Origin of the sequence: Bacillus sp. AFS002410 (genome assembly GCF_002556365.1) — a bacterium.
Classification (GTDB): domain Bacteria; phylum Bacillota; class Bacilli; order Bacillales; family Bacillaceae_G; genus Gottfriedia.
Map to the genome: position 1 here is coordinate 103030 of NZ_NUEU01000022.1, position 25653 is coordinate 128682.

16 protein-coding genes are annotated in these 25653 nt (G+C 34.6%); 13 read left to right on the plus strand and 3 right to left on the minus strand.

The window, feature by feature from the left end; all coding sequences use genetic code 11:
• Positions 1-451: 451 nt before the first annotated feature.
• The 9 genes from CN692_RS14555 to CN692_RS14595 all read left to right on the plus strand — a co-directional run bounded on the left by CN692_RS14555 (position 452) and on the right by CN692_RS14595 (position 22047).
• Positions 452-1690: a helix-turn-helix domain-containing protein gene (locus CN692_RS14555; RefSeq protein WP_098119891.1), complete on the plus strand. Its 1239-nt coding sequence runs from the start codon at positions 452-454 to the stop codon at positions 1688-1690.
• Between the two features lie 145 nt (positions 1691-1835).
• Positions 1836-5999 carry a S8 family serine peptidase gene (locus CN692_RS14560; RefSeq protein ID WP_098119892.1) on the plus strand — a complete coding sequence of 1388 codons (4164 nt, stop codon included), beginning with the start codon at positions 1836-1838 and terminating at the stop codon, positions 5997-5999.
• A gap of 515 nt (positions 6000-6514) precedes the next feature.
• The gene (locus CN692_RS14565) at positions 6515-8992 is read left to right on the plus strand and encodes a S8 family serine peptidase (RefSeq protein WP_179874452.1); all 2478 of its coding nucleotides are present in this window, start codon (positions 6515-6517) and stop codon (positions 8990-8992) included.
• Positions 8989-10701, plus strand: a complete 1713-nt coding sequence (locus tag CN692_RS14570) for a dockerin type I domain-containing protein (protein WP_098119894.1) — start codon at positions 8989-8991, stop codon at positions 10699-10701. The genes CN692_RS14565 and CN692_RS14570 overlap by 4 nt, the downstream gene beginning before the upstream one ends.
• A gap of 186 nt (positions 10702-10887) precedes the next feature.
• Positions 10888-15057, plus strand: coding sequence for a S8 family serine peptidase (locus tag CN692_RS14575; protein ID WP_098119895.1), 4170 nt, complete (start codon positions 10888-10890; stop codon positions 15055-15057).
• A 553-nt stretch (positions 15058-15610) separates the two neighbouring features.
• Entirely contained in the window at positions 15611-19786 is a 4176-nt protein-coding gene (locus CN692_RS14580) for a S8 family serine peptidase (RefSeq protein WP_179874453.1), read from the plus strand.
• A gap of 222 nt (positions 19787-20008) precedes the next feature.
• Positions 20009-20527: a cysteine hydrolase family protein gene (locus CN692_RS14585; protein ID WP_098119897.1), complete on the plus strand. Its 519-nt coding sequence runs from the start codon at positions 20009-20011 to the stop codon at positions 20525-20527.
• 62 nt (positions 20528-20589) lie between these two features.
• The gene (locus CN692_RS14590) at positions 20590-21063 is read left to right on the plus strand and encodes an SRPBCC family protein (RefSeq protein ID WP_098119898.1); all 474 of its coding nucleotides are present in this window, start codon (positions 20590-20592) and stop codon (positions 21061-21063) included.
• Between the two features lie 204 nt (positions 21064-21267).
• A complete protein-coding gene (locus CN692_RS14595; protein ID WP_218923553.1) occupies positions 21268-22047 on the plus strand; it encodes a putative protein N(5)-glutamine methyltransferase in 780 nt (259 codons plus the stop codon).
• Between the two features lie 104 nt (positions 22048-22151).
• On the opposite strand, the gene CN692_RS14600 is transcribed toward CN692_RS14595, so the two are convergent.
• The 3 genes from CN692_RS14600 to CN692_RS14610 form a co-directional block, all read right to left on the minus strand.
• On the minus strand, positions 22152-22286 hold the full coding sequence (locus CN692_RS14600; RefSeq protein WP_098119899.1) for a small, acid-soluble spore protein L: 135 nt from the start codon (positions 22284-22286) through the stop codon (positions 22152-22154).
• Positions 22287-22369: 83 nt separating this feature from the next.
• On the minus strand, positions 22370-23014 hold the full coding sequence (locus CN692_RS14605) for a YczE/YyaS/YitT family protein (protein WP_098119926.1): 645 nt from the start codon (positions 23012-23014) through the stop codon (positions 22370-22372).
• 21 nt (positions 23015-23035) lie between these two features.
• A complete protein-coding gene (locus CN692_RS14610) occupies positions 23036-23476 on the minus strand; it encodes a GNAT family N-acetyltransferase (protein ID WP_098119900.1) in 441 nt (146 codons plus the stop codon).
• Positions 23477-23593: 117 nt separating this feature from the next.
• Between CN692_RS14610 and CN692_RS14615 the strand changes: the two genes are divergently transcribed.
• From CN692_RS14615 to CN692_RS14630, 4 genes are all read left to right on the plus strand, one after another.
• Positions 23594-24046 carry a MarR family winged helix-turn-helix transcriptional regulator gene (locus CN692_RS14615; RefSeq protein ID WP_098119901.1) on the plus strand — a complete coding sequence of 151 codons (453 nt, stop codon included), beginning with the start codon at positions 23594-23596 and terminating at the stop codon, positions 24044-24046.
• An 18-nt stretch (positions 24047-24064) separates the two neighbouring features.
• Positions 24065-24583: a GNAT family N-acetyltransferase gene (locus CN692_RS14620; protein ID WP_098119902.1), complete on the plus strand. Its 519-nt coding sequence runs from the start codon at positions 24065-24067 to the stop codon at positions 24581-24583.
• Between the two features lie 33 nt (positions 24584-24616).
• Entirely contained in the window at positions 24617-25027 is a 411-nt protein-coding gene (locus tag CN692_RS14625) for a GNAT family N-acetyltransferase (RefSeq protein WP_218923552.1), read from the plus strand.
• Between the two features lie 284 nt (positions 25028-25311).
• A complete protein-coding gene (locus CN692_RS14630; protein WP_098119903.1) occupies positions 25312-25614 on the plus strand; it encodes a transposase in 303 nt (100 codons plus the stop codon).
• The last annotated feature ends 39 nt before the right edge of the window (positions 25615-25653 follow it).

The window sequence follows — 25653 nt, forward strand, 5'->3', positions numbered from 1 at the left end:
TAAACAAAAACGCGTTTTACAGGATATAAGTAAATATCTAAAATATAGTGTATATAACATGAAATAAGGAACGGTTTTTATTTTCTGAAATTTTTGAATTGAATTAAATGGTTTAATTTTGTATATCGTACAGCAATTTGAATTAGATGTGCTTTTGATTTGTATTCTATAATAATTTTTCAACTTTATAAATTATATAAAAGGATGTAGTGAAATACCAATTTGGTTAATCAATATACTTTAGCTCTATTAATAATTTGGGAACTTAACTTGGAAAATTAGTCACTACTAAATCATGACCTCGTATAGTTAGACAGCATCTTAGTCTTCAATATATTTCATTCCAGTAAACAATAACTTAGATGCTGTAAGCCATAGATAGAATGGTTTATGGCATTTTTACTTTTCGTATAGAGAGATTAAAAATTCTTAATATTAGGTGGGGTGCAGCATGAATGATTTTCTACTTTATGAATTTAACAAGCTGATGAAGAAAAATAATTGGAATCTTAAACAGTTAGCAAGAAAAGCAGAGATCCATTATAGCGATATGAGTAGAATATTTAATAATAAAAAAGCACTATCTTTACATTATTTAGATGCAATAACAGAAGCATTTCAGCTACCTAAAGGATCATTTTATAAAGGATATGTGAAACTTTGCTTCAACGAAAGAAATCTATTAGATAAAAGAAGAAGCGACGCTTTTATTTATGAATGTGCAAAAGATGGCTTTGAATCTGAGTTATCGTTTATTTTATCAGTTATGATCGAAGAAAAATCAAAAGCAGTTCGGTCTAAGTACTTCCAAAATTTATTCTATGTTGCTGAGCAGCTTTTTATTGAAGGTAAACAGCAAGAAGCACTTCCTCTTTATGAATTAATTATTGAACATATGCCAAATTCAGCAACTGAAGAAGTAGCAATCAGTTATTTTCGAAAGTTTTATATGACTCGTTTAACAAGTGAGGGTAGCTTAGTTTTAGTTCGTATTATCGAGTATATTTCCTATATGCCACCTAAGTTTCAAGAGCTAACTATTTTATGGATTACAGCTACTTATTATATGTTAAAAGATTGGGACGAAGTTTTACATTATGCTAAACGATTAGAAAAAATGGCTAAAATAAAAGACCATGTAGGACGAGCATTAATGTATCAAGCATTTGCTTTAACAAGATTAGGTGGCAAATTGGAAGAGGTTTTAAATTTAATCGAAAAATATGAAAAAATTAATGCATATTATGCGGATATTGCTGTTGGAAATAGATTTGTAGCGCAATTAGATTTTGGGAATCTACATGTAGTTGACTCATATTTTGGCTGGCTTAGTAATCGTGAAGATTTTTATGTAGGAATTCCAAGAATCATAGAAAGCTATGTGAAATTAGGTAGATTAGAAGATGCTGAAAGATTTATTGAAAAATATGATGAGCAAATCCGTGAAATGGACAATTCAACTGATCTATTTAAACAGCATCTTTATTTAGACTATTGCTATGCACTAGGATTGTTAAAGTGTGAAAAAAATAAAGTAAATGAAGGTTTAGACGAAATATTAAATGTGGCTTTAAAGGTAAAAAATACTGAGATTCATGAGAGATTTCAAAAATGCTTATTAGCAATATGGCATTATCGGGATTCTTTAAGTAAGGAACTAGAAGAGAAATATATTCGTATTCTAAGTTGAAATAAAGAAAGAACTTTGTTGTAACACCTCGATTATTAGCGATAAATATAAAGGAATTGATCGATTTTAACAAAATCTTAATGTTATAAACTTTCCTTATAATCAAAATAGTAAGAAAATTTAATTATAAGGGAGAGATTAGTAGTTGAATCGTTTAATTAAAGGTACTGCAATTTTAACATTAAGTACTGGTGTATTATTCAATGCATTTCCAGTACAGCATCATCAGCCGACTGTAAAAGCGGCGACAGAATCATCAATTGAAGAAGTGCTTTCAAAACTTAGTCCTGAACAACGTCAAGCTTTACAAAAATTAGAGGTGACTACTCAGGAAGGGTTACAGTTACCTTCGACAGTAGATTTTAATAGTTCAAAAAATCTATCCGTCATCGTTGAGTTTAAAGACAAGCCCGCAAAAGTAGCTGTGATAGAAGAGGCTGCAAATGGAAACAACCTATCACTTGATGATGCAAAGCAAAAAGCAGACGAAGCGCAAGAAACATTTAAAAATGATTTACAAACAATATATAAAGATGATTTAAAACAAAATAAGGATCTTTATAAAATTAAAAGAACATATAAAAATACGTTAAATGGCGTAGCAATGGACCTACCTGCTAATAAAGTAAAGTCATTATTAAAATCAAAAGCTGTAAAGGCAGTTTGGCCAAATAATACGATTCAAGTGGAACCTCCAAAGGCAACTGAAGGAGCTTCTGATTCAACAAAGAAAATGGAAACAGAGGTGTTTCCTGGAGTTAGCAAATTACATGCAGAAGGTTTTACTGGAAAGGGCGTTAAAGTTGGGGTTATTGATACGGGAATTGATTATAACCACCCAGATTTAACGGGTGCTTACAAAGGATATCGTGCACAACCTGGAGTTGATCCAAAATCAATTAGTCCAACTTCTGTAAAAGGTTGGGATTTTGTTGATAATGACGCGGATCCAATGGAAACAACGTATGATGATTGGAAAAAATCCGGTTTAGCAGAATATGATTCTTTGACAGGTTCATATTTTTATACAGAGCATGGAACTCATGTATCAGGAATTATTGCTGGTCGCGGGAAAAATAATACGGATTATGCAGTAACAGGTGTTGCACCAGATGCTGATTTATACGTCTATCGTGTGTTAGGAAAATTTGGATCAGGTACAACTGCAAATGTTTTAGCTGGAATCGATAAGTCGGTTGCTGATGAAATGGATGTTATTAATTTATCGCTTGGAGCAAGCACAAATAATCCAGAAAATCTTGAAAGTCTTGCGGTAAATAATGCAGTTCTTTCAGGTGTAACGGCAGTAGTAGCAGCTGGTAATTCTGGTAACGGAATGTATTCGTTAGGTTCGCCTGGTGCAGCAGCATTGGCCATTACTGTTGGTGCAAATGATACAAAGACTGAGATTGCAACATCTAAAGGAACTTTGCATGGAACATCAGATGTATCCGGTGATTTGAAGTTATTAGGCAAAGGCTTTGGAGACAATGTAGAAAATTTAAAAGGTAAAAATTTACTGATTGTTAAGGTGCCGAATAATGGGGCTGATGCGGACTATAAATCAATTGATGTAAATGGAAAGATTGCATTAGTTAACCGAGGAACGGTTGCGCTTGTTGATAAAATTAAATTCGCTCAAAAGCACGGGGCAGTTGCAGTCATTCTAGTAAACAATGTACCTGGTGAAGGGTTTATACCATCATACTTAGGTGCAGGTTATGGGCTTATCCCAACGTTCTCAATGTCGTACGAACAAGGTGCTAATTTGTTGGTTAACCTTGGTAATACTCCAACATTCTCATTTGATGAAATTGGAAAAGTAACGGATGAAGGAAATAAATTAGCGTCATTCAGTTCACGCGGACCAGCTCGTATCACATATGATATTAAGCCTGAAGTAACAGCACCAGGTGTAGCTGTGTTCTCTACTGTTCCATCATATATGCATGGAGCAGATCAAATAGGTAGATATGAATACGCTTATGATAATTTATCTGGAACATCAATGGCTACTCCGAACGTAGCTGGTGTTGCAGCATTATTATTACAAGCAAATCCAAATTTAACACCAGCCGGGGTAAAAGAAACATTAATGAACACTGCCGATCCATTAAATGGCGATTATAGTGTGTTTGAATCAGGAGCTGGACAAGTTGATCCATATGAAGCCATTCATTCAAAAACAAGAATTGAAGTAGTGGATGAAACCAAAGGTGCATTAGATAAAAAAGGAAATCTTAAAACGGTTAAAGATTTAACTGGTGCACTTGCATTCGGTGTGTTCGCACCGGCAGGAAAGAATGTTAGCGATCAACGTACACTAAATATTTATAACAATAGCAATCTAGCGAAAAATTATGATGTAAAAGTTACTTACCAAACAGATCGAAGAGGTTCATTAGATGCTGACGATAATGGTGTAATGGTTGTAACAGATAAGTCAATTAAAGTTGGCGCAAACTCGAAAAAGAAATCAATGGTTGCAATTACAGTACCAAAATCTGCAAAATTAGGAATTTACGAAGGATTTGTAACGTATACAAATCACGATAATCCCGAAGATACATACCAAGTACCTTTTGCGATTAAAACGGTGGAAGAAGGTATGAATACAGTTACAATGACACCACAAGCATTCACCCAAGTATTTGATTCTGCATATGCTGGGCAATTAATATATACTAACGCGAATATGAGCATTAAATCACATATGCGTACAATTGATGTGATTCTTGAGGATGGAAATACAGGAAAAGAATTAGGTTATGTAGGAACAATTGATGGACTAGGAATGAATGAAAATATAGAATATTCGGTTAGCAAAGTATTTAATGGTCAATATTTTAAAGCGACAGGTGATGATGAACAACCATTTGCGTATGACTCAGAGTTAGCCAAACCTGGATACTATAAGTTGAAGTTTATTGGTACAAATGATGCAGGAAGAACGTTCTCACAAGAAGCACCAGTTTATTTCGATAATGCAGCACCAAAGTTAACAGTGGATAGTCCTGAAGTAGTTGAGTATGAAAACGGTCAAACTAGTGTAACGATTACTGGTTCGGTTTATGATAAAGAAACAGCAGAAATGCAAAAACTAGGCATGAATTATAATCAAGGAAGTACTACGGTTTATTACCAAGACTATTTAGGTGGAAGGGCAATTGCAGTGCCTGTAAATTCAGATGGTACATTTACTGTAGATGTTCCAACAAATCCTACAAGACCAATGGAGCTTGTATTTTATGCGCTCGATGCAGCTTCGAATAAAACATTTAAAGAAGGTAAAGAAATCTTTGTTACTCGTGATGACACGACGTATGGTTATATGCAATCTGAAAAACGTACGGGGAAAATGGGCGAAACAACACATGCCTCTTTATTGTTAAATAAAGCAAATAACGTAAAGCAAGTAGTATATACATTCAATTATTATACAAATGTAGCATCTATGAATATTACTCCAAATCCTAGTCTAGCAGATAAAATAAATGTTAAATTTGTAGATACTGTATTAAGTGCAAGTTCACATGTGAATAAGGCAACAATGACGATTACGACAAAAGATGGCGTTACTCCACTATCGGGCAATCTAAAACTTGCAGATATAGAGTTTAAAATGGGTGATGAATATTCTGCATATCCTGTAACATTCCCTACTTATATGAGTACCAATGTAACAGATAATACGAACACGACGACTGCTGTTGCGAGTGGAAATCCAGCGATCTATTATATTGAGCCCACATATTCTTTACTAAGAGGTTCGAAAAAAGCAGAAGCACTTTTAGGCCCTGGAGGGGACCCACTTGGATTACTTGACTATTCAAAGGCTGGAATAAAAATAAAAGCAACAAGTTCAAAAGGTACTGTATATGAAGCGCTAAACAGTTCTACCGCTGCTTTTAAAATTCCAAATTTACCATTAACAGATGACAAATATGAGCTTGAATTAAATATTCCAGGACATTTTACTGTACACAAAGACTTTACAATTGGTTTCCATGAAAATGGTAAAGTAACGTATCAAAATCTTTATTTACCATTAAAGGCAGCGATTGCAGGAGATGTAAATAAAGACAATGTGATCGATGTAATGGATGCACTTTATTTACAAACTTATTGGGGAACAAATAAACGTGATGCAGATATTAATTTTGATGGAGTAGTGGATGAAAAAGATATGGCATTTGTAGAGAAAAACTATTTAATGCAAAATCCTACAATTAATTATGCTCCAACAGCTAAGAAGAAATATAAATCTCAAACATTAGAAAGTGTTAAGGCTTCATTGGGTATAAAATAAACAGATAAATGAATGCAATAATCGTTAAAGGCTCCGTTAGTAATAAGGGGTCTTTTTTTTATGCTTTAGGATAAATATATTGCTACTAAATAAGTTTCATAGATAGGACTTCGAGAAATGTTAGATTTTATATAATAATTGCATTTTTTTACCAAAAACTAAATTATATCAACATTAATATCATTAAAATTTCATTATAACAAGGAAGGAAATGGTAGGGAAGCTATATTTTTTTGCACTAAACGACAATGCTTCTCTCGACTTATGGTAAAGATTCAAATGTTTGCTCATATGAATAAAGCGAGAGATATACAGCCGCATGGACAGTAGAGCGTTTTATAAAAAGAAGTTCTGATTACAAGAAATATGAAAAAACGAAGAAAAATGTCGTAAGTTGTCGTAATTTAACGATGAAAAAGTAAAGGTTGATGGATTTTGTCAAAATGTCGAAATTGTAAACTTTCCGTATAATCTAAATAGAAAGAAAATAAAGATAAATGGGGGAGAAAGTCAGCATGAAGCGTTTGATCAAAAGTACAGCAGTTGTAGCTTTGGGTACTGGTGTTTTATTCAATGCATTTCCAGTAACACATCACCAACCAATTGCGAAAGCTGCGACACAATCATCAATTGAAGAAATACTTGCAAAGCTTACGCCTGAACAACGTCAAGCTTTAAAACAATTAAAGGTTACTAACCAAGAAGGTTTACAATTACCTTCTTCAGTCGATTTACAAAGTTCTAAAAATCTTTCGGTTATTGTCGAGTTAAAAGACCAGCCAGCAAAAGTAGCTGTATTAGAAGAAGCTGCGGATGGAAACAGTTTGTCGCTTAATGATGCAAAAGAACAAGCTGATGATGCGCAAGCAACTTTTAAAAATGATTTGAAAACAATTTATAAAGATGATTTAAAGGAAAATAAAAATCTTTATAAAATTAAACGTACTTACAAAAATACGTTAAATGGTGTGGCAATTGACCTTCCAGCGAACAAAGTTAAATCATTATTAGAATCAAAGGCTGTTAAGGCTGTTTGGCCAAATAATATCATTCAAGTTGAACCAGAAAAAGCTACTGAGAGTACACAAGGCACTGGGGACACTACAAAGAAAATGGAAACTGAAGTATTCCCAGGAGTAAGTAAATTACACGCAGAAGGCTTTACTGGAAAGGGAATTAAAGTTGGGGTTATTGATACAGGGATTGATTATAATCACCCAGATTTAACAGATGCATATAAAGGGTATCGTGCACAAGCTGGTGTCGATCCAAAAACAATTGAACCAAACTCTGTAAAAGGTTGGGATTTTGTTGACAATGATGCAGATCCAATGGAAACAACTTATGCTGATTGGCAAAAATCAGGTTTAGCAGAAAAAGATCCAAATACAGGTGAAGCTTACTATACAGAGCATGGAACACACGTATCAGGAATCATTGCTGGTCGCGGTAAAAATAATACGGATTATGCCGTAACAGGTGTTGCTCCGGAAGCTGATTTATATGTTTATCGTGTATTAGGAAGATTTGGTTCTGGTACAACTGAAAATGTTTTAGCCGGTATTGATAAATCAATTTCAGATGGAATGGATGTTATCAATTTATCACTAGGTAGCAGTACGAATGATCCACAAGAAATTGAAAGTCTTGCATTAAATAATGCAGTATTATCTGGGGTAACAGCAGTTGTTGCAGCAGGTAATGCAGGCGACGGAATGTATACTTTAGGTGCACCTGGAGCAGCAGCGTTACCGATTACAGTTGGTGCAAATGATACCAAGACTGTAATTGCTACTTCAAAAGGCACATTACATGGAACTTCTGACTTTGCTGCTGATTTAAAATTATTAGGTAAAGGCTTCAGTGATAATGTAGAGACTTTATTAAAAGGTAAAAATCTACCAGTCGTTTTAGTACCAGATGTAGGTGCAGATTCTGATTATAAAAATATTGATGTAAATGGAAAAATTGCGATTGTAAACCGTGGTGTAACGCCACTTGCGGATAAAATCACAATTGCTCAAAAACATGGCGCAGCGGCGGTTATTATGGTTGATAATGTACCTGGCGAAGGCTTTATTCCATCTTACTTAGGTGGTAGCTATGGCTTCATCCCTACATTCTCAATGTCATATGAGCAAGGGCAAGATTTAATTTCGAAACTTGGAACAGATTCAACATTCTCATTTGATGAAATGGGACAAGTAACAGATGAAGGCGGCAAATTAGCTTCATTTAGTTCACGTGGGCCAGCTCGTATCACTTATGATATTAAACCAGAAGTAACGGCACCAGGTGTTTCTGTATTCTCAACAGTACCTTCTTACATGCACGGTGCAGATCAAATTGGTAAATATGAATATGCTTATGATAATTTATCAGGTACATCAATGGCTACACCGAACGTAGCAGGTGTTGCAGCGTTATTATTACAAGCAAATCCAAATTTAACTCCGGCTCAAGTAAAAGAAACATTAATGAACACTGCTGATCCTTTAAATGGAGATTATAGTGTATTTGAATCAGGAGCTGGACAAGTTGATCCTGATGAAGCGATTCATTCTCAAACTCGAATTGAAGTAGTAGATGAAACAAAAGGCACAACAGATAAAAAAGGAAATCTTAAAACAGTTAAAAATTTAACTGGTGCACTTGCATTCGGAGTGTTCGCTCCAGCAGGACAAAATATTAGCGATCAACGTACACTTAATATCTATAATAATAGTAATAAAGGAAAAACTTATGATGTAAAAGTTTCGTACCAAGCAAATCGTAGAGGATCATTAGATGCTGATGACAATGGCGTCATGGTTGTAACGGATAAGTCAATTAAAGTTGGCGCAAATTCGAAAAAGAAAACAACTGTTGCAATTACAGTACCAAAATCAGCAAAATTAGGTATTTATGAAGGCTTTGTAACGTATACAAATCATGATAATCCTGATGAAACATATCAAGTACTTTCGCAATTAAAACAGTGGAAGAAGGAATGAACCCAGTTTCATTTTCTCCGCAAGCATTTACACACGTTTTTGATGGAACTTTCCCTGGTCAGTTAGTCTATACAAATGCAACTATGAGTATCAAATCACATATGCGCTCATTCGATGTAGTCCTTGAAGATGGAAAAACAGGCAAAGAATTAGGCTTTGTTGGTTCATTTGATGGTCTAGCAATGGATGAAAATACTGAGTATTCAGTTACTGATATATTTGATGGTACTTATAATAAGGCTACGGGTGATGATGAAAGACCATTTGAGTACGATCCTACCTTAGCGAAGCCAGGATACTATAAGGTAAAAATCATTGGTACGAATGATGCAGGGAAAACATTCTCTCAAGAAGCACCAGTTTATTTTGATAATGCTGCTCCTAATTTAACAGTGAATGGTCCAGAAGTTGTTGAATATAAAAATGGACAATCTAGTGTAACAATCACGGGATCAGTTTATGATAAAGATACAGAAGAAATGCAAAAACTTGGTATGAACGTTAGTCAAGCAAGTTCAAAAGTTTATTATCAAGATTATATAAATGGTGGAAGACCAGTAGCAGTACCTGTAAATGCTGACGGTACATTTACAGCGACAGTTCCAACAAATGCAACAAACCCGAGGGAACTAAATTTCTATGCGGTTGACGCAGCAACAAATAGAACATATAAAGAAGGCAATGATATCTTTGTTACTCGTGATGATCTAACATATGGCTATATGAAACCAGAAAAACGTACAGCAAAAATGGGTGAAACAGCTAATGCCACTTTGATGTTAAATAAAACAAGTGATGTAAAACAAGTAGTTTATAAGTTTGATCATTATACAAATGTTTCAACAATGAATGTTACAGCAGATCCAAGTGTAGCAGATAAGGTAAATGTTACTGTGACGGATACGCCGGATTCACCAGGAGCTACTCTAAATCATGCGACAGTTACAATCACAACAAAAGATGGAGTTACTCCTTTATCAGGTGATTTGAAACTTGCAGATGTAGCATTTAAGATGACTGATATCTATGATGCTAATGCTTCCGTTTACTTAGCGAACTTAAATACTACTGTAACAAACAGTAATAACGTAACTAATGCGGTAGTAAGTGGAAATCCAAACATTTATTTTAAGGATTCAAATACTTCACTACTTCGTGGCGGTAATGGTGCAGAAGCATTTTTAGCTCCTGATGGCGGTCCGATCGGAGGACTTGATTATTCAGCATTAGGAATAAAAGTAACAGCAACAAGTTCAAACGGTACAGTGTATAATGGAATAATCAGTGGCTCAGTTACAACTACGTATAGAATTCCAAACTTACCATTAACGGATGATACTTTTGAGCTTAAACTAGATGTTCCTGGACATTTTACAGTACACAAAAACTTTACAATTGGATTCCATGATGAAAATGGAAATGTAACTCCTCAGAACGTTTTCTTAGCATTAAATCCAGCTTACGCAGGTGATGTAAACAAAGATGATGTCATCGATATAAATGATGTACTTTACTTACAAACTTATTGGGGAACTAATAAGCGTGCTGCAGATATTAACAATGACGGTGTAGTTGATGAAAAAGATTTAGCATACGTAGAGAAAAACTATTTAATGCAAAACCCTACAATTAACTATGCACCAACACCTAAAAAGAAATATAAAGGTGAAACTTTAGAAACTGTTAAGAGTGAATTAGGTATTAAGTAATAAAATCATAAAGTTTTAGAGTTAAGGACTCCGGTTATGAACCGGAGTCTTTTTCTATTTATAGAAAAGATGCTTTGTCGAAATTTATTAGAAAATTGATTAAAAATGTCAAAATCTAAATATTGCAAATTTTACTTATAATTAAAAAGTAATAAGGAACATATAAGAATAGGGGAGAAAAGAAAAATGAATCGTTTCATCAAAAGTACTGCAATTATGGTCTTAGGTACTGGTGTACTTTGTAATGCATTTCCAGTTACACATCACCAGTCAATTGCAAAGGCTGCGACACAATCTTCAATTGAAGAAGTACTATCTAAGCTTACGCCTGAGCAACGTCAAGCATTAAACAAGTTAGAGGTTACTAGTCAGGAAGGTTTACAATTACCATCTTCAGTAGACCTACAAAGTTCTAAAAGTCTATCAGTCATTGTTGAATTTAAAGATCAGCCTGCAAAGGTAGCAGTTTTAGAAGAAGCAGCGGATGGTAAAAGTTTATCGATTGATGATGCAAAAGAAAAAGCAGCCGATGCTCAAGAAACATTTAAAAATGATTTACAAACAATTTTTAAAGATGATCTAAAGCAAAATAAGAATCTGTATAAAATTAAACGTACATATAAAAATACGTTAAATGGAGTGGCGATTGACTTACCAGCAAATAAAGTTAAGTCATTATTAAAATCTAAGGCTGTTAAAGCGGTTTGGCCAAATAATGTGATTCAAGTTGAACCGCCAAATGTAACTGAAGGAGCATCAGATTCAACAAAGAAAATGGAAACTGAAGTGTTCCCTGGCGTTAGCAAATTACACGCAGAAGGATATACAGGAAAAGGAGTTAAAGTTGGAGTAATTGATACAGGTATAGATTACAATCACCCAGACTTAACTGATGCCTATAAAGGGTATCGTGCTCAAGCCGGTGTTGATCCTAAAACAATTAGCCCAAGCTCAGTAAAAGGTTGGGACTTTGTCGACAATGATGCAGACCCAATGGAAACAACATACGATGATTGGAAAAAATCAGGTTTAGGAGAAAAAGATCCACTTACTGGTGCAACTTTTTACACTGAGCACGGAACACATGTATCAGGTATCATCGCCGGTCGTGGTAAAAATAATACAGATTATGCAGTAACAGGTGTTGCACCTGATGCCGATTTATACGTCTATCGTGTACTAGGAAGATTTGGTTCTGGTACAACTGAAAATGTTTTAGGTGGTATAGATAAGGCGATTTCTGATGGAATGGATGTGATCAATCTATCACTAGGAGCTAGTACGAATAATCCTCTAAATGTGGAAAGTCTTGCAGTAAACAATGCAGTCCTTTCAGGTGTAACTGCAGTTGTATCAGCAGGTAACTCCGGGAATGGAATGTATACTTTAGGTGCACCAGGAGCAGCAGCGTTAGCAATTACAGTAGGTGCGAATGATACGAAAACAACGATTGCCACATCAAAAGGCACATTACATGGCACATCTGATGTGAGTGCAGATTTAAAATTATTAGGTAAAGGTTTGAATGATAATGTTGATAGTTTAAAAGGTAAAAACTTACCGATCGTTTTAGTACCAAATTACGGCGCAGATTCAGATTATAAAAATATCGATGTAAGTGGAAAGCTTGTACTCGTACAAAGAGGTGTAACTGCACTTGTTGACAAGATTAGCGTAGCTCAAAAACATGGTGCCGCAGCAGTTATTATGACTAATAATGTACCTGGTGAAGGATATATTCCATCATACTTAGGTGCAGGCTATGGATTAGTGCCTACATTCTCAATGTCGTACGAACAAGGGCAAGGTTTAATTTCGAAACTTGGTACAGGTACAGCAACTTTCTCCTTTGATGAAATGGGACAAATAACAGATGAAGGCAGTAAATTAGCTTCGTTCAGTTCACGTGGGCCAGCTCGAATCACGTATGATATTAAGCCTGAAGTAACAGCACCAGGTGTTGCTGTATTCTCAACTGTACCATCGTATATGCACGGCGCAGATCAAATTGGTAAATATGATTATGCATACGACAATTTATCAGGTACATCTATGGCTTCACCGAATGTAGCGGGTGTTGCTGCCCTATTATTACAAGCAAATCCAAACTTAACGCCAGCAGGGGTGAAGGAAACGTTAATGAATACTGCAGATCCATTAAATGGCGATTATAGTGTATTTGAAACAGGGGCTGGACAAGTTGATCCCTATGAGGCAATTCATTCAAAAACTAGAATTGAAGTAATGGATGAAACAAAAGGAACTTTAGATAAACAGGGAAACCTTAAAACAGTTAAAGACTTAACAGGTGCACTTGCATTTGGCGTGTTCGCTCCAGCGGGAAAGAATATTAGCGATCAACGTTCTCTAAACATCTATAACAATAGTACTCAATCAAAAACATATGATGTGAAAGTATCCTATCAAACAGATCGCCGTGGTTCGTTAAATGCTGACGATAACGGAGTCATGGTTGTGACGGACAAATCGATTAAAGTTGGTGCGAATTCGAAAAAGAAGACAACAGTCGCAATTACCGTGCCAAAATCTGCAAAATTAGGTATATATGAAGGATTTGTTACTTATACAAATCATGATAATCCAGATGAAACATTCCAAGTTCCTTTCGCAATTAAAACAGTGGAAGAAGGAATGAATCCAGTTACTATGACACCACAGGCTTTTACACAAGTATTTGACTATGCCTATGGAGGGCAACTGATTTATACAAACACGATTTTTAGTATCAAGTCTCATATGCGGACATTTGATGTCATTCTTGAAGATGGTAAAACAGGTAAAGAGCTAGGTTATGTTGGTACATTTGATGGTTTAGGAATGGATGAAAACATTCAATATCAAATTAGTCAAGTATTTAAAGGTCTATATTATAAACCTACAGGTGATAATGACAGACCATTTGCTTATAACCCAGATTTAGCGAAACCTGGATATTATAAGATTAAAATTATCGGCACGAATGATGCAGGTAAAACATTCTCACAAGAAGCACCTTTATATTTCGACAACACGGCTCCAAAAATAACAGTGAATGGTCCTGAAGTGATCGAATATAAAAATGGACAATCTAGTGTAACAATCACGGGATCAGTTTATGATAAAGAGACAGAAGAAATGCAAAAGCTTGGAATGAACTTTAGTCAAAGCAGTACAAAAGTATATTATCAAGATTATCTAGGTGGTAGAGCGGTAGAGATTCCTGTAAATGCTGACGGAACATTTACAGCTACAATTCCAACAAATTCGACAAGAGCGATGGAAATAGGTTTCTATGCGATAGATGCAGCATCAAATAAAACATATAAAGAAGGAAAAAATATATTTGTTACACGTGATGATGTAACGTATGGCTATATGAAACCTGAAAAACGCACAGCAAAAATGGGTGAAACAGTGCATGCCGCTTTAACGTTAAATAAAGCAAGTAATGTAAATCAAGTAGTTTATAATTTTTACCATTATTCAGATGTTGCTTCTATGAATATTACACCAGATCCAAGTGTAGCTGATAAAATAGATATGACTGTGACAGATAATCCAGCTATTCCAGGAGTTACACAATATCTTACTACTATTACGATTAAGACAAAGGACGGAGTAACTCCACTTTCAGGAGATTTAAAGCTTGCAGATCTTGCATTTAAAATGAGTAATGTCTATACTGCTTACCCTGTCATGTATGCGACGAATCTAAAAACTGTTACAGTAACGGATAGTAATAATAAGACACAAAATGTTGTAAATGGAAATCCAGATATGTTTTTTATGGATCCGACTACTTCATTATTACGTGGTGCCAAATCTGCTGAGGCATTCTTAGATCCAGCGGGTGCGCCACTTGGACGTGATTATTCAAAACTGGGCATAAAAATCAAAGCAACAAGTTCGAATGGAAAAGTATACGAAGGATTAAATAGTTCTAGTACAGTGTTCCAGGTGCCAAATCTACCATTAACAGATGACAGCTATGAACTTGAATTAAATTTCCCTGGCCATTTTACTGTCCACAAAGACTTTACAATCGGATTCCATGAAGATGGAAAAGTGACAAACCAAAACCTTTATTTATATAATTTAAATCCAGCCATCGCAGGTGATGTAAATAAAGATGATGTCATCGACGTAAAAGATGCGCTTTACTTACAAACTTACTGGGGAACAAATAAACGAGATGCTGATATTAACTTTGACGGTGTAGTTGATGAAAAAGATATGGCATATGTAGAGAAAAACTACTTAATGCAAAATCCTACGATTAACTATGCACCTGCACCAATAAAGAAATATAAAGGACAAACTTTAGAGACCGTTAAGAGTGCATTAGGTATTAAGTAATAGAATCATAAAGTTTTAGAGTTAAAGGCTCCGGTGATGAACCGGAGTCTTTTTTCTTGTGGAAACGAAAACCCTAGGCCTAGGATTCCAAAAAGCTTACAGCGTGGTATTAAAAAATTACACCGAGGTGCTAAACTATTTTTGGTTCGCCAACCAAAATAGCAGCATACGTAGGAATTTTTATGACAAAGACAGTAAAAGTCTAGAGCATACAGCACACCTTTATCAATGACGGACATATTTCCTAATATTTTTCATTGGATTGCCATTATAATTCAACGCGGAAAGGCCATTATGAACGAAAGTCCGTGGTTTATGAACGAAATCCACCGATTTATGCACAAAACTCACTGGTTTATGAACAAAAGACACCTATTTATGCACAAATAGTTGATGTAGTGGCGAAAACAGTTAAGCAACCGAATGAATATTGTCGAATTTTATCGGTAAAAAAACAAAAATTGATTTTATTTGTCAAAATTTAAATATTGCAAACTTTCCGTATAATCGTATACGTAACAGAAGATATATATGGATGGGGGAGAAAAGCAATATGAATCGCTTAATTAAAGGCACGGCAGTTGTGGCGTTAAGTACTGGTGTTTTATTCAATACATTTCCAGTAGCACATCATCAACCAATTGTTAAAGCGGCTGCACAATCATCAATTGAGGAAGTACTTGCCAAAATGACGCCTGAGCAACGTCAAGCATTAAAAAAAATAAAGGTTACTACTCAAGAAGGTTTACAATTACCTTCGTCAGTCGATTTACAAAGCTCTAAAAATCTATCTGTCATTGTTGAATTGAAAGAGCAACCAGCAAAAGTAGCTGTTTTAGAAGAGGCTACGGATGGAAATAGTTTATCTCTTGATGATGCAAAAGAACAAGCAGATGACGCTCAAGTAACATTTAAAAATGATTTACAAACAATCTTTAAAGATGATTTAAAGCAGAATAAAAATCTTTATAAAATTAAGCGTACTTATAAAAATACGTTAAATGGTGTGGCAATTGACTTACCAGCAAATAAAGTTAAGTCACTATTAGACTCAAAAGTTGTAAAAGCAGTTTGGCCAAATAATGAGATCAAAGTTGAGCCACCACAAGCAACTGTTGGTAGTGGGGATTCTCAAGATACAACAAAGAAAATGGAAACTGAAGTATTCCCTGGAGTAAGCAAATTACACGCTGAAGGATATACAGGTAAAGGTGTTAAAGTTGGGGTAATTGATACAGGTATTGACTATAATCACCCAGATTTAACTGATGCTTATAAAGGGTATCGTGCTCAACCAGGTGTTGATCCAAAAACAATTAGCCCTAGCTCAGTAAAAGGTTGGGACTTTGTTGACAATGATGCAGACCCAATGGAAACAACTTATGCTGATTGGAAAAAGTCTGGATTAGCAGAAAAGGATTCACTTACTGGTTCAACTTACTATACAGAACATGGTACGCACGTATCAGGAATTATTGCTGGACGTGGTAAAAATAATACTGATTATGCAGTAACAGGTGTTGCTCCGGAAGCTGATTTATATGTTTATCGTGTATTAGGAGCATTTGGTTCAGGGAGTACAGAGAATGTATTAGGTGGAATTGATAAAGCGATTTCTGACGGTATGGATGTTATCAATCTATCGCTTGGAGCTAGTTTAAATGATCCACAAAATATTGAAAGTCTTGCAGTAAACAATGCAGTCCTTTCTGGTGTAACGGCAGTAGTGTCAGCAGGTAACTCAGGTAGTAACATGTATACACTAGGTGCACCTGGAGCAGGAGCATTAGCAATCACAGTTGGGGCAAATGATACGAAGACTGTAATTGATACTTCAAAAGGTACATTACATGGAACTTCAGATGTAAGTGCTGATTTAAAATTATTAGGTAAAGGCCTAAATGATAATATAGCGAGTTTAAAAGGCCAAAATCTTCCTATCGTTTTAGTGCCAAATTACGGTGCAGATGCTGATTATAAAAATATTGATGTGAATGGTAAGATTGCATTAGTAAACAGGGGAACAGTTGCACTTCTTGATAAAATCACATATGCTCAAAAACACGGTGCAAAAGCAGTTATTATGATTGACAATGTACCGGGTGAAGGATTCATTCCATCATACTTAGGTGCAAGCTATGGATTAATCCCTACCTTCTCAATGTCGTATGAACAAGGAACTGCACTTTTAGCTAAACTTGGGACAACGCCAACTTTCTCATTTGACGAAGTAGGACAAGTAACGGATGAAGGCAGTAAATTAGCATCATTTAGCTCACGTGGACCAGCTCGTATTACGTATGATATTAAACCAGAGGTTACAGCACCAGGAGTTGCAGTATTCTCAACGGTACCTTCATACATGCACGGAGCAGATCAAATTGGTAAATATGAATATGCTTATGAGAATTTGTCTGGTACATCAATGGCATCTCCAAACGTGGCAGGAGTTGCAGCATTATTAAAACAAGCAAACCCTAACTTAACACCAGCACAAATTAAAGAAACATTAATGAATACCGCAGATCCACTAAATGGAGACTATAGTGTATTTGAATCAGGTTCAGGACAAGTAGATCCTTACGAAGCAATTCATTCTCAAACACGAATTGAAGTAGTGGATGAAACTGAAGGAGCAGTAGACAAAAAAGGAAATCTTAAATCGGTTACAAATTTAACAGGTGCACTTGCATTCGGTGTATTCGCTCCAGCTGGAAAGAATATTAGCGATCAACGTACACTTAATATCTATAATAATAGTAATAAAGCAAAAACATATGATGTAAAAGTATCATACCAAGCAGATCGTAGAGGATCATTAGATGCTGACGACAATGGTGTAATGGTGGTAACGGATAAGTCAATTAAAGTTGGCGCAAATTCGAAAAAGAAATCAACTGTTGCAATTACAGTGCCAAAATCAGCAAAATTAGGAATTTACGAAGGATTTGTAACGTATACAAATCACGATAATCGAGATGAAACATACCGAGTACCATTCGCGATCAAAACAGTAGAAGAAGGCATGAATCCAATTACGTTGACGCCACAAGCATTCACACAAGTATTTGATTATTCGCTTTCAGGACAATTAGTGTATACAAATGCGCTAATGAGCGTTAAGTCACATATGCGTACATTTGACCTAATTCTTGAAGATGGAAAAACAGGTGAAGAATTAGGTTACATCGGAACTGCAGATGGATTAGGTATGGATGAAAATATCACGTATGCATTAGGTAATGTATTTGATGGTCAATATTATAAACCAACAGGTAACGAGGACCACCCATTCGAATACACTTCAGATATGGCTAAACCAGGTTACTACAAAATCAAAGTAGTTGGTACAAATGATGCAGGAAGAACATTCTCTGAAGAAGCACCAGTTTATTTCGATAATGGGGCTCCTAATTTAACATTGAACTCACCAGATATAGTCGAGTATAAAAACGGTCAAACTAGTGTCACAATTACAGGTTCTGTTTATGATAAAGAAACAGCAGAAATGCAAAAGCTTGGCATGAACTATAATCAAGGAAGTACAAAAGTTTATTATAAAGATTATTTAGGTGGAAGAGATACGGCAGTACCAGTAAATGCTGACGGTACATTCACTGCAACGATTCCAACAAATGCATCAAGAGCGATGGAACTTGATTTCTATGCAATAGATGCAGCAACTAATAAAACCTTTAAAGAAGGTAGAGATATCTTTGTTACTCGTGATGATGTAACGTATGGTTTTATGCAACCTCAAGATCGTTCGGCAAAAATGGGTCAAACAACTCATGCATCTTTAACGTTAAATAAAGCAAAAGATGTAAAACAAGTAGTTTATAAGTTCCAACATTATGCAAATGTTGCATCATTGAACGTTTCACTAGACCCAAGTGTGGCGGATAAAGTAGACATGACTGTGGAAGATAATCCAGCTATTGCAGGATCAACTACTTATTTGACTACAGTTACTTTTAAGACAAAAGATGGTGTGGCACCACTTTCAGGTAATTTTAAACTTGCAGATGCAGCGTTTAAAATGAGTAATGAATATACAATGTATCCAGCTATGTTCCCAGCGGCACTTAACAACGTTACAGTTACAGATAGTAATAACACAACAGTGCTTGTACCAAGTGGTAATCCATACGTAGCATTAATGGATCCAACTTATTCATTACTACGTGGTGCAAAATATGCAGAAGCATTCCTAGCTCCGAATGGTGATCCAATTGGCATAGATTATTCAAAACTTGGAATAAAAATAAAAGCGACTGATGCAAATGGTAAAGTGTATGAAGCACCAAACACCTTTAACACAGTGTTCACAGTACCTAATTTACCATTAACAGATGATGCTTTCGATCTTGAAGTAAATATCCCTGGACATTTTACAGTGCATAAAAACTTTACAATCGGATTCCACGAAGATGGAAAAGTCACTCATCAGAATCTTTACCTATATGGATTACAACCAGCTATCGCAGGGGATGTAAACAAAGATGATGTCATCGACGTAATGGATGCACTATACATTCAAACTTATTGGGGAACTAATAAACGTGAAGCGGATATAAATAATGATGGTGTAGTAGATGAAAAAGATCTAGCATTTGTAGCGAAAAACTATTTAATGAAAAATCCTACAGTTAACTATGCACCAGCACCTAAGACGAAATATAAATCACAAACTTTAGAAACTGTTAAGAGTGCATTAGGAATAAAATAATAGAAGAAATGAGCCCCAAAATTTAAGTTCAAATTAGACATAAATCGACTCCGGTATTTTATCGGAGTCTTTTTATTTAATGCAGAGAATTATTTTTAAATAAATCTTACTCATAGAGTGTTCATGAGTTACTTCAACCTTAATAGTTAAAATAAAAATGTATACTACATCCTCAAGTGATAAAATGAATAATAAAATACTAATCTAGTTGAGGTGTAAATAATGAGTACAAGTGCAGATGTTTTAATCGTGATCGATTTGCAAAATGGCGTATGTTACAGTGGGGAGAACTTATTTGAATTAGAAAATTTACTGATTAAAGTAAATAAAAGAATTTCCTTGTATAGGAAATTGAATAAACCAATCATTTTTGTTCAACATTGTGATGAAGAACTAATACCGGGAGAAGAACTTTGGGCTATTGACGCTAATCTTGATGTTCAAGAGCAAGATTTTTTTATTCAGAAAGTACATGCAAATTCATTTTACAAAACGAACTTAAAAAATCTTTTAGATCAATTAAAAGTAAGTAGTATAGAATTTTGTGGTGCACAAACTGAATACTGTATGGATTCTACAATTAAATTCGCTCATGGATTAGGCTATGAAAACATGATGGTACATAAAGCAACTTCTACATTAAATAATCAGTTTATGTCTGCAAAAGAGACGATCGATTTTTATGAAAATATATGGAATAAGAGATTTTTAAAGCTCTTAGAGGATGAGGTATCTAGCTAATTGAATAACTCTATACACTTTGTGGCTAAGCTTAGTTTTATAGATTAATTGGAGGGATTAGCATGGACCAGAGCAATGAAACGAACAAATACACAACTCAAGTAGGTGAAAATGAGATTGTGATTACCCGAATATTTAATGCCCCACGTGGGGTCGTATTTGATGCTTGGATGAAAGAGGAGCACTTGTCAAAATGGTGGGGGCCAAATGGGTTTACCTCAACTTTTCAAAAGTTTGATATGAAGCCAGGTGGGGTATGGGAGTTTATTATGCACGGGCCTGATGGAGTGGATTTTCCGAATACTAACATCATTGTCGAGATCCTTCCACTCGAGAAAATCGTATTAAAACATGATGTTTTTCCTCATTTTGTTGCGACGGCAATCTTTGAGAACGAGGGTGTTAAGACGAAACTGACTTATAGTTCGTTTTTTGAAGAAGAACCTTCCATATTCGATAAGGTGAAAACATATGCTGTCCCAGGTGCAGAGCAGACAATGGATCGCCTTGAGATGCATCTAGCAAGTATGTTTTAATGAATGCAAGTTTTTAAAGCAAGCAATAGAAACTGAAAAAAACTAGATTAGCTCTTTAGAGGGTATTCTAGTTTTTTATTTCTTAGTTGGGTGATTTCATTAACAACTAGACTAAAATTGAAGAAGGAATTTACAAATTTCTACCGAACACCCAATTATAAACTTTATAAAGATTGGGTGGTAAATATAGTAGATCAAGCGGACATAATTAAAAATAATATCATCGAGAAACTCGAAAAAGCCGGTTGCATTTTTGCGAAAGAAGAGACAGAGTTACTTATTTCTGAAGCGCAAACCTTCGAAGAGTTGATAACAATGGTAGATGATCGGATAACAGGTTCACCATTAGAACAGGTTCTAGGTTGGGCGGAATTTTGTGGAATTAAGATTGAAGTATCACCAAGTGTCTTCGTCCCACGTCGTCGCACAGAGTTTCTTGTCCAAAAGGCTGTTGAATTTTCAGCTCCTGGTGTTAAAGTGATTGATCTATGTTGTGGTACTGGCGCGGTTGGTGTAGCGATAGCGAAATCTGTGGGGATAGTTGAATTGTATGCAGTCGATATTGATCCTAACGCAGTTCGGTGTGCAAAGTGCAATGTTTCTAAACAAGGTGGTGTTGTATATGAAGGCGATCTTTATAACCCATTACCTACAAAATTACTTGGAAATGTTGATATTATAGTAGCAAATGCACCATATGTTCCAACTGAAGCAATAAAATTTCTTCCTCAGGAAGCACGACTATATGAATCAAAAGTTGCTCTTGATGGTGGTATTGACGGTAATGATATTCATCGAAGAGTAGCAGAAAATGCATCTTTATGGTTAGCTTCAGGTGGACATTTATTAGTAGAGACAAGTAAAAGACAGGCTCCTAGAACAGTAGAAATATTTACTCAATATGGGTTAATGGCTCAATTAATATACAGTAAAGAGTTTGACGCTACAATCGTAATTGGTACTAAACCTACACTTCCTTTATAGGGTAACAGTGAGGGTGTTAAACTAGATAAACAATTGAGTAAAAAAGATAAACTAAAAGAACCAGCAAAGCCCGTATACAGGTTTCGCTGGTTCTTTTTAGTAGATTATTTTTTATTGGACTTTTTAGCTAAATTTTGAAGCTCACTTTGAGGCTCAGTTGAAAATTCAACGTCTTTTCCATAACCTTGTGGATTAGCACTTGGAGCTTTTTGTCCTCTTCCAGTTGATTTTTTACTCATCGTATCCTCACCTCCAAGGATAGTTTTACCTAACACCATTGAATTATGTGTTAAAGCAAGCTGTATACTTAGACGAGCACACTTTATATTGAAAGGTTATTCTCTTTATCACAGCTAGATGATGTACTAGGGCTAGTTAATAAACGATCTATAATTTTTTTTGTAATTGGCATAAAGTAATTAAGTATTAGCCCTCCAAAACACACTGTTAGTATAGTACCAACGCCGATTGGACCATTAAAAATCAATGCCATTATCAAGAATACGAGGTAAATGAATGTTTTTGATATAAATAAATTCGTTTTAGTTAATTCTTGTATGATTAATGTTAATCGGTCAACTGGGATCGGTGCGAAATTTGTGAGTAAATAGGTTGAAGTTCCTAGTCCTGAAACAATTAAACCAATTCCAAACCATATAACTTTGCTATACCATAACTCTGGGGTTAAAAAATTGTGCAATATAAAAAGCCACATATCAATACTAGCACCTGTTATAAATGCAGTTACCAGTCCTAAAAATTCTGGTCTTCGTCTTTTTAAAACTGAATTTAAACAGATTAATAGTAAGGCAATGATTATTTCCCAACTTCCCACAGTAAATCCCACATTTTTTGATAAGCCTACTAAAAGTGCATCAAATGGTCCGGTTCCAAGTTTAGATAGAATAGTGATCGAAACACCAAGTGCTAAGATTAAAATTCCTAATACAAAAAATACATATTTCATTAAACTGATTTGCTTTAACATTTAGTTGTTTGGTAATTCTTTTATCATTAGAATATGCGGGATTCCATCTTCCATAAAGATATCAGATGAAGTATGATATCCAAGTTTTTTATAGAAACCTTCTGCATGTGTTTGACCATGCAATTTAACTTTCGTAGCTTTACGTTCTTCCGCGATGTCTTCTAGCGCTTTAATAATGATTTTACCAAGACCATATTTACGGAAAGACTCAAGGATACAAATTCTTTCCAATTTACCGACCCCATCAACAAACCTAATTCTTCCTGTTCCAACTGGTTGTTCATTGTAATGAACTAGCATGTGTTCGCAAAGTCCATCTAAAGTATCAAACTGATCAAATTCATCTTTAAGTGGAACACCTTGCTCTTTCACAAATACATCTTTCCTTATAGAAAACGCGATCTTTAAATCCTCATCATTCATTACTTTTGTTGCGTTCATTTTAATCAGTCCTTTTAATTTAGAATGTTTTGTTGCAAATACAACAAAACTAGATTAAATTTAATATATAAAAAATTTATTGCATTTACAACAAAAATGATTTTAAGGAGTTAATTTATGAAAGAAATACTTCGTGAAATAGGAATGATTGCAAGGGCACTAGATTCAATCAGCAATATTGAATTTAAAGAATATGACCTTACAAAAGGACAGTATTTGTATCTCGTGCGAATAGTTGAAAATCCAGGAATCATCCAAGAAAAGTTAGCTGAGATGATAAAAGTTGATCGAACAACAGCTGCTCGGGCTATTAAGAAACTTGAAATTGCTGGCTTTATTGAAAAGAAAGAGGATAGCGAGAACAAAAAAATAAAAAAACTTTATGCAACTGAACAAGGTGAAAATGTTTACCCATTTATAAAAAGAGAAAATGATTATTCTAACCTCGTTGCATTAGAGGGATTTTCAGATCATGAAGTAGAGATTGTTTTTGATCTCCTTCAGAAAGTAAGAAAAAATGTAGAAAAAGATTGGGAATTTGTAAAAAAAGGAAACAAGAGAAATTATTGATGTAGGGGAGTGTCGTTTATGTCTATTCAAGTAAAAAAGTGTATCCTCGAGGATTCGCACTTACTACAAGAAATTGGTTATGAAACATTTAATGAGACGTTTAAGGATCAGAATACTGAAGAAAATATGATTGCTTATTTGGAGAACGCATTTAACTTAAAACAAGTAGAAAAAGAATTATCAAATTTATCATCAAAATTCTTTTTCGTTTATTTTCATAATGAAATAGCTGGATATTTAAAGGTAAATACTAGTGATGCTCAGTCTGAAGAAATGGATGAGGAATCACTTGAAATCGAGAGAATTTATATAAAGAAGAATTATCAAAAGCATGGACTAGGTAAATATTTATTTAATACAGCTATGGAAATTGCGCTAGCACTTAATAAAAAGAAAATTTGGCTAGGTGTCAGGGAAAAGAATGAAAATGCAATTTCTTTTTATAAAAAAATGGGTTTTGTACAGACTGGCTCGCATTCATTTTATATGGGCGACGAAGAACAAATCGACTATATCATGATGAAAACATTCGAATAACTTCATTTATTGGAACGTAGCAAAGGAGCAAAAATGGAAATAACGATTAAACAAGTAGATAAAGAAGAAGTATGGGAAATTAGGCATAAAGTTATGTGGCCGGATAAGCCCTTTGATTATATAAAATTAAATGATGATGATCTTGGGATGCATTTTGGCCTTTTTAAAGAATCCACTTTGATTTCGGTCATATCTCTTTTTATAAGCAATAACGAATGCCAGTTCCGTAAATTTGCAACTCTTAGTCAAGAACAAGGTAAAGGTTATGGAAGTACACTGTTAGACTACGTTTTAAAAGAAGTAAATAATAATGGCGTGAAGAAAATTTGGTGTAATGCGAGAATAAACAAAGCAAATTTTTATAAAAAGTTTGCTTTACAAGAGACCAATGCTAGCTTTATAAAAGATGGTAAACAATATGTAATTATGGAGAAATATATTTAAAAGTATATAAAAAGCATTGACAATGATATTGATAATCATTATCATTTAAATATGGCAACAGTTAATACAAACCACCCCGGTATTGATAAACGATGCCATAAAACCTTTAGGTAATGAAAATTCCCCAACCCCTATTTCATATGATTTAACCAGAAAAGCTTGATTAGTCACCAAGCTTTTTTGGTGTTTTTAAGAAAGTATATTTCTTATTAACTGGATATTTAATAAAAATATGAAAATAATAAATAAATCACAACCAAATTATAAATTAGAAAGGGAAGCACTTGAAAACTTTACTAGTCGTTACCATTATTATTTTCCCTATTATCATGTATGGATTAGCAAGAACCTATCCTATACTTAATACAATTTTTAATTTCATAGCAATTATTTCTTATATAGTTTTTGGGGGAATAGCATCAATATCAATTTATGACATTATAAAAAATAATGTTGTATTTATGACAAATATTCACGCCGTTTTTCTTAATATTTATTTTATTATGTCTGGTTCATACTTAGGACTATACGGCTTATATCAATTGATTAATGTGACGATGAAACAAAATCTATCAAAGTCAAAATAAAGACACCACGACGCATGTTCCATAAATGGAGTTGCGTTG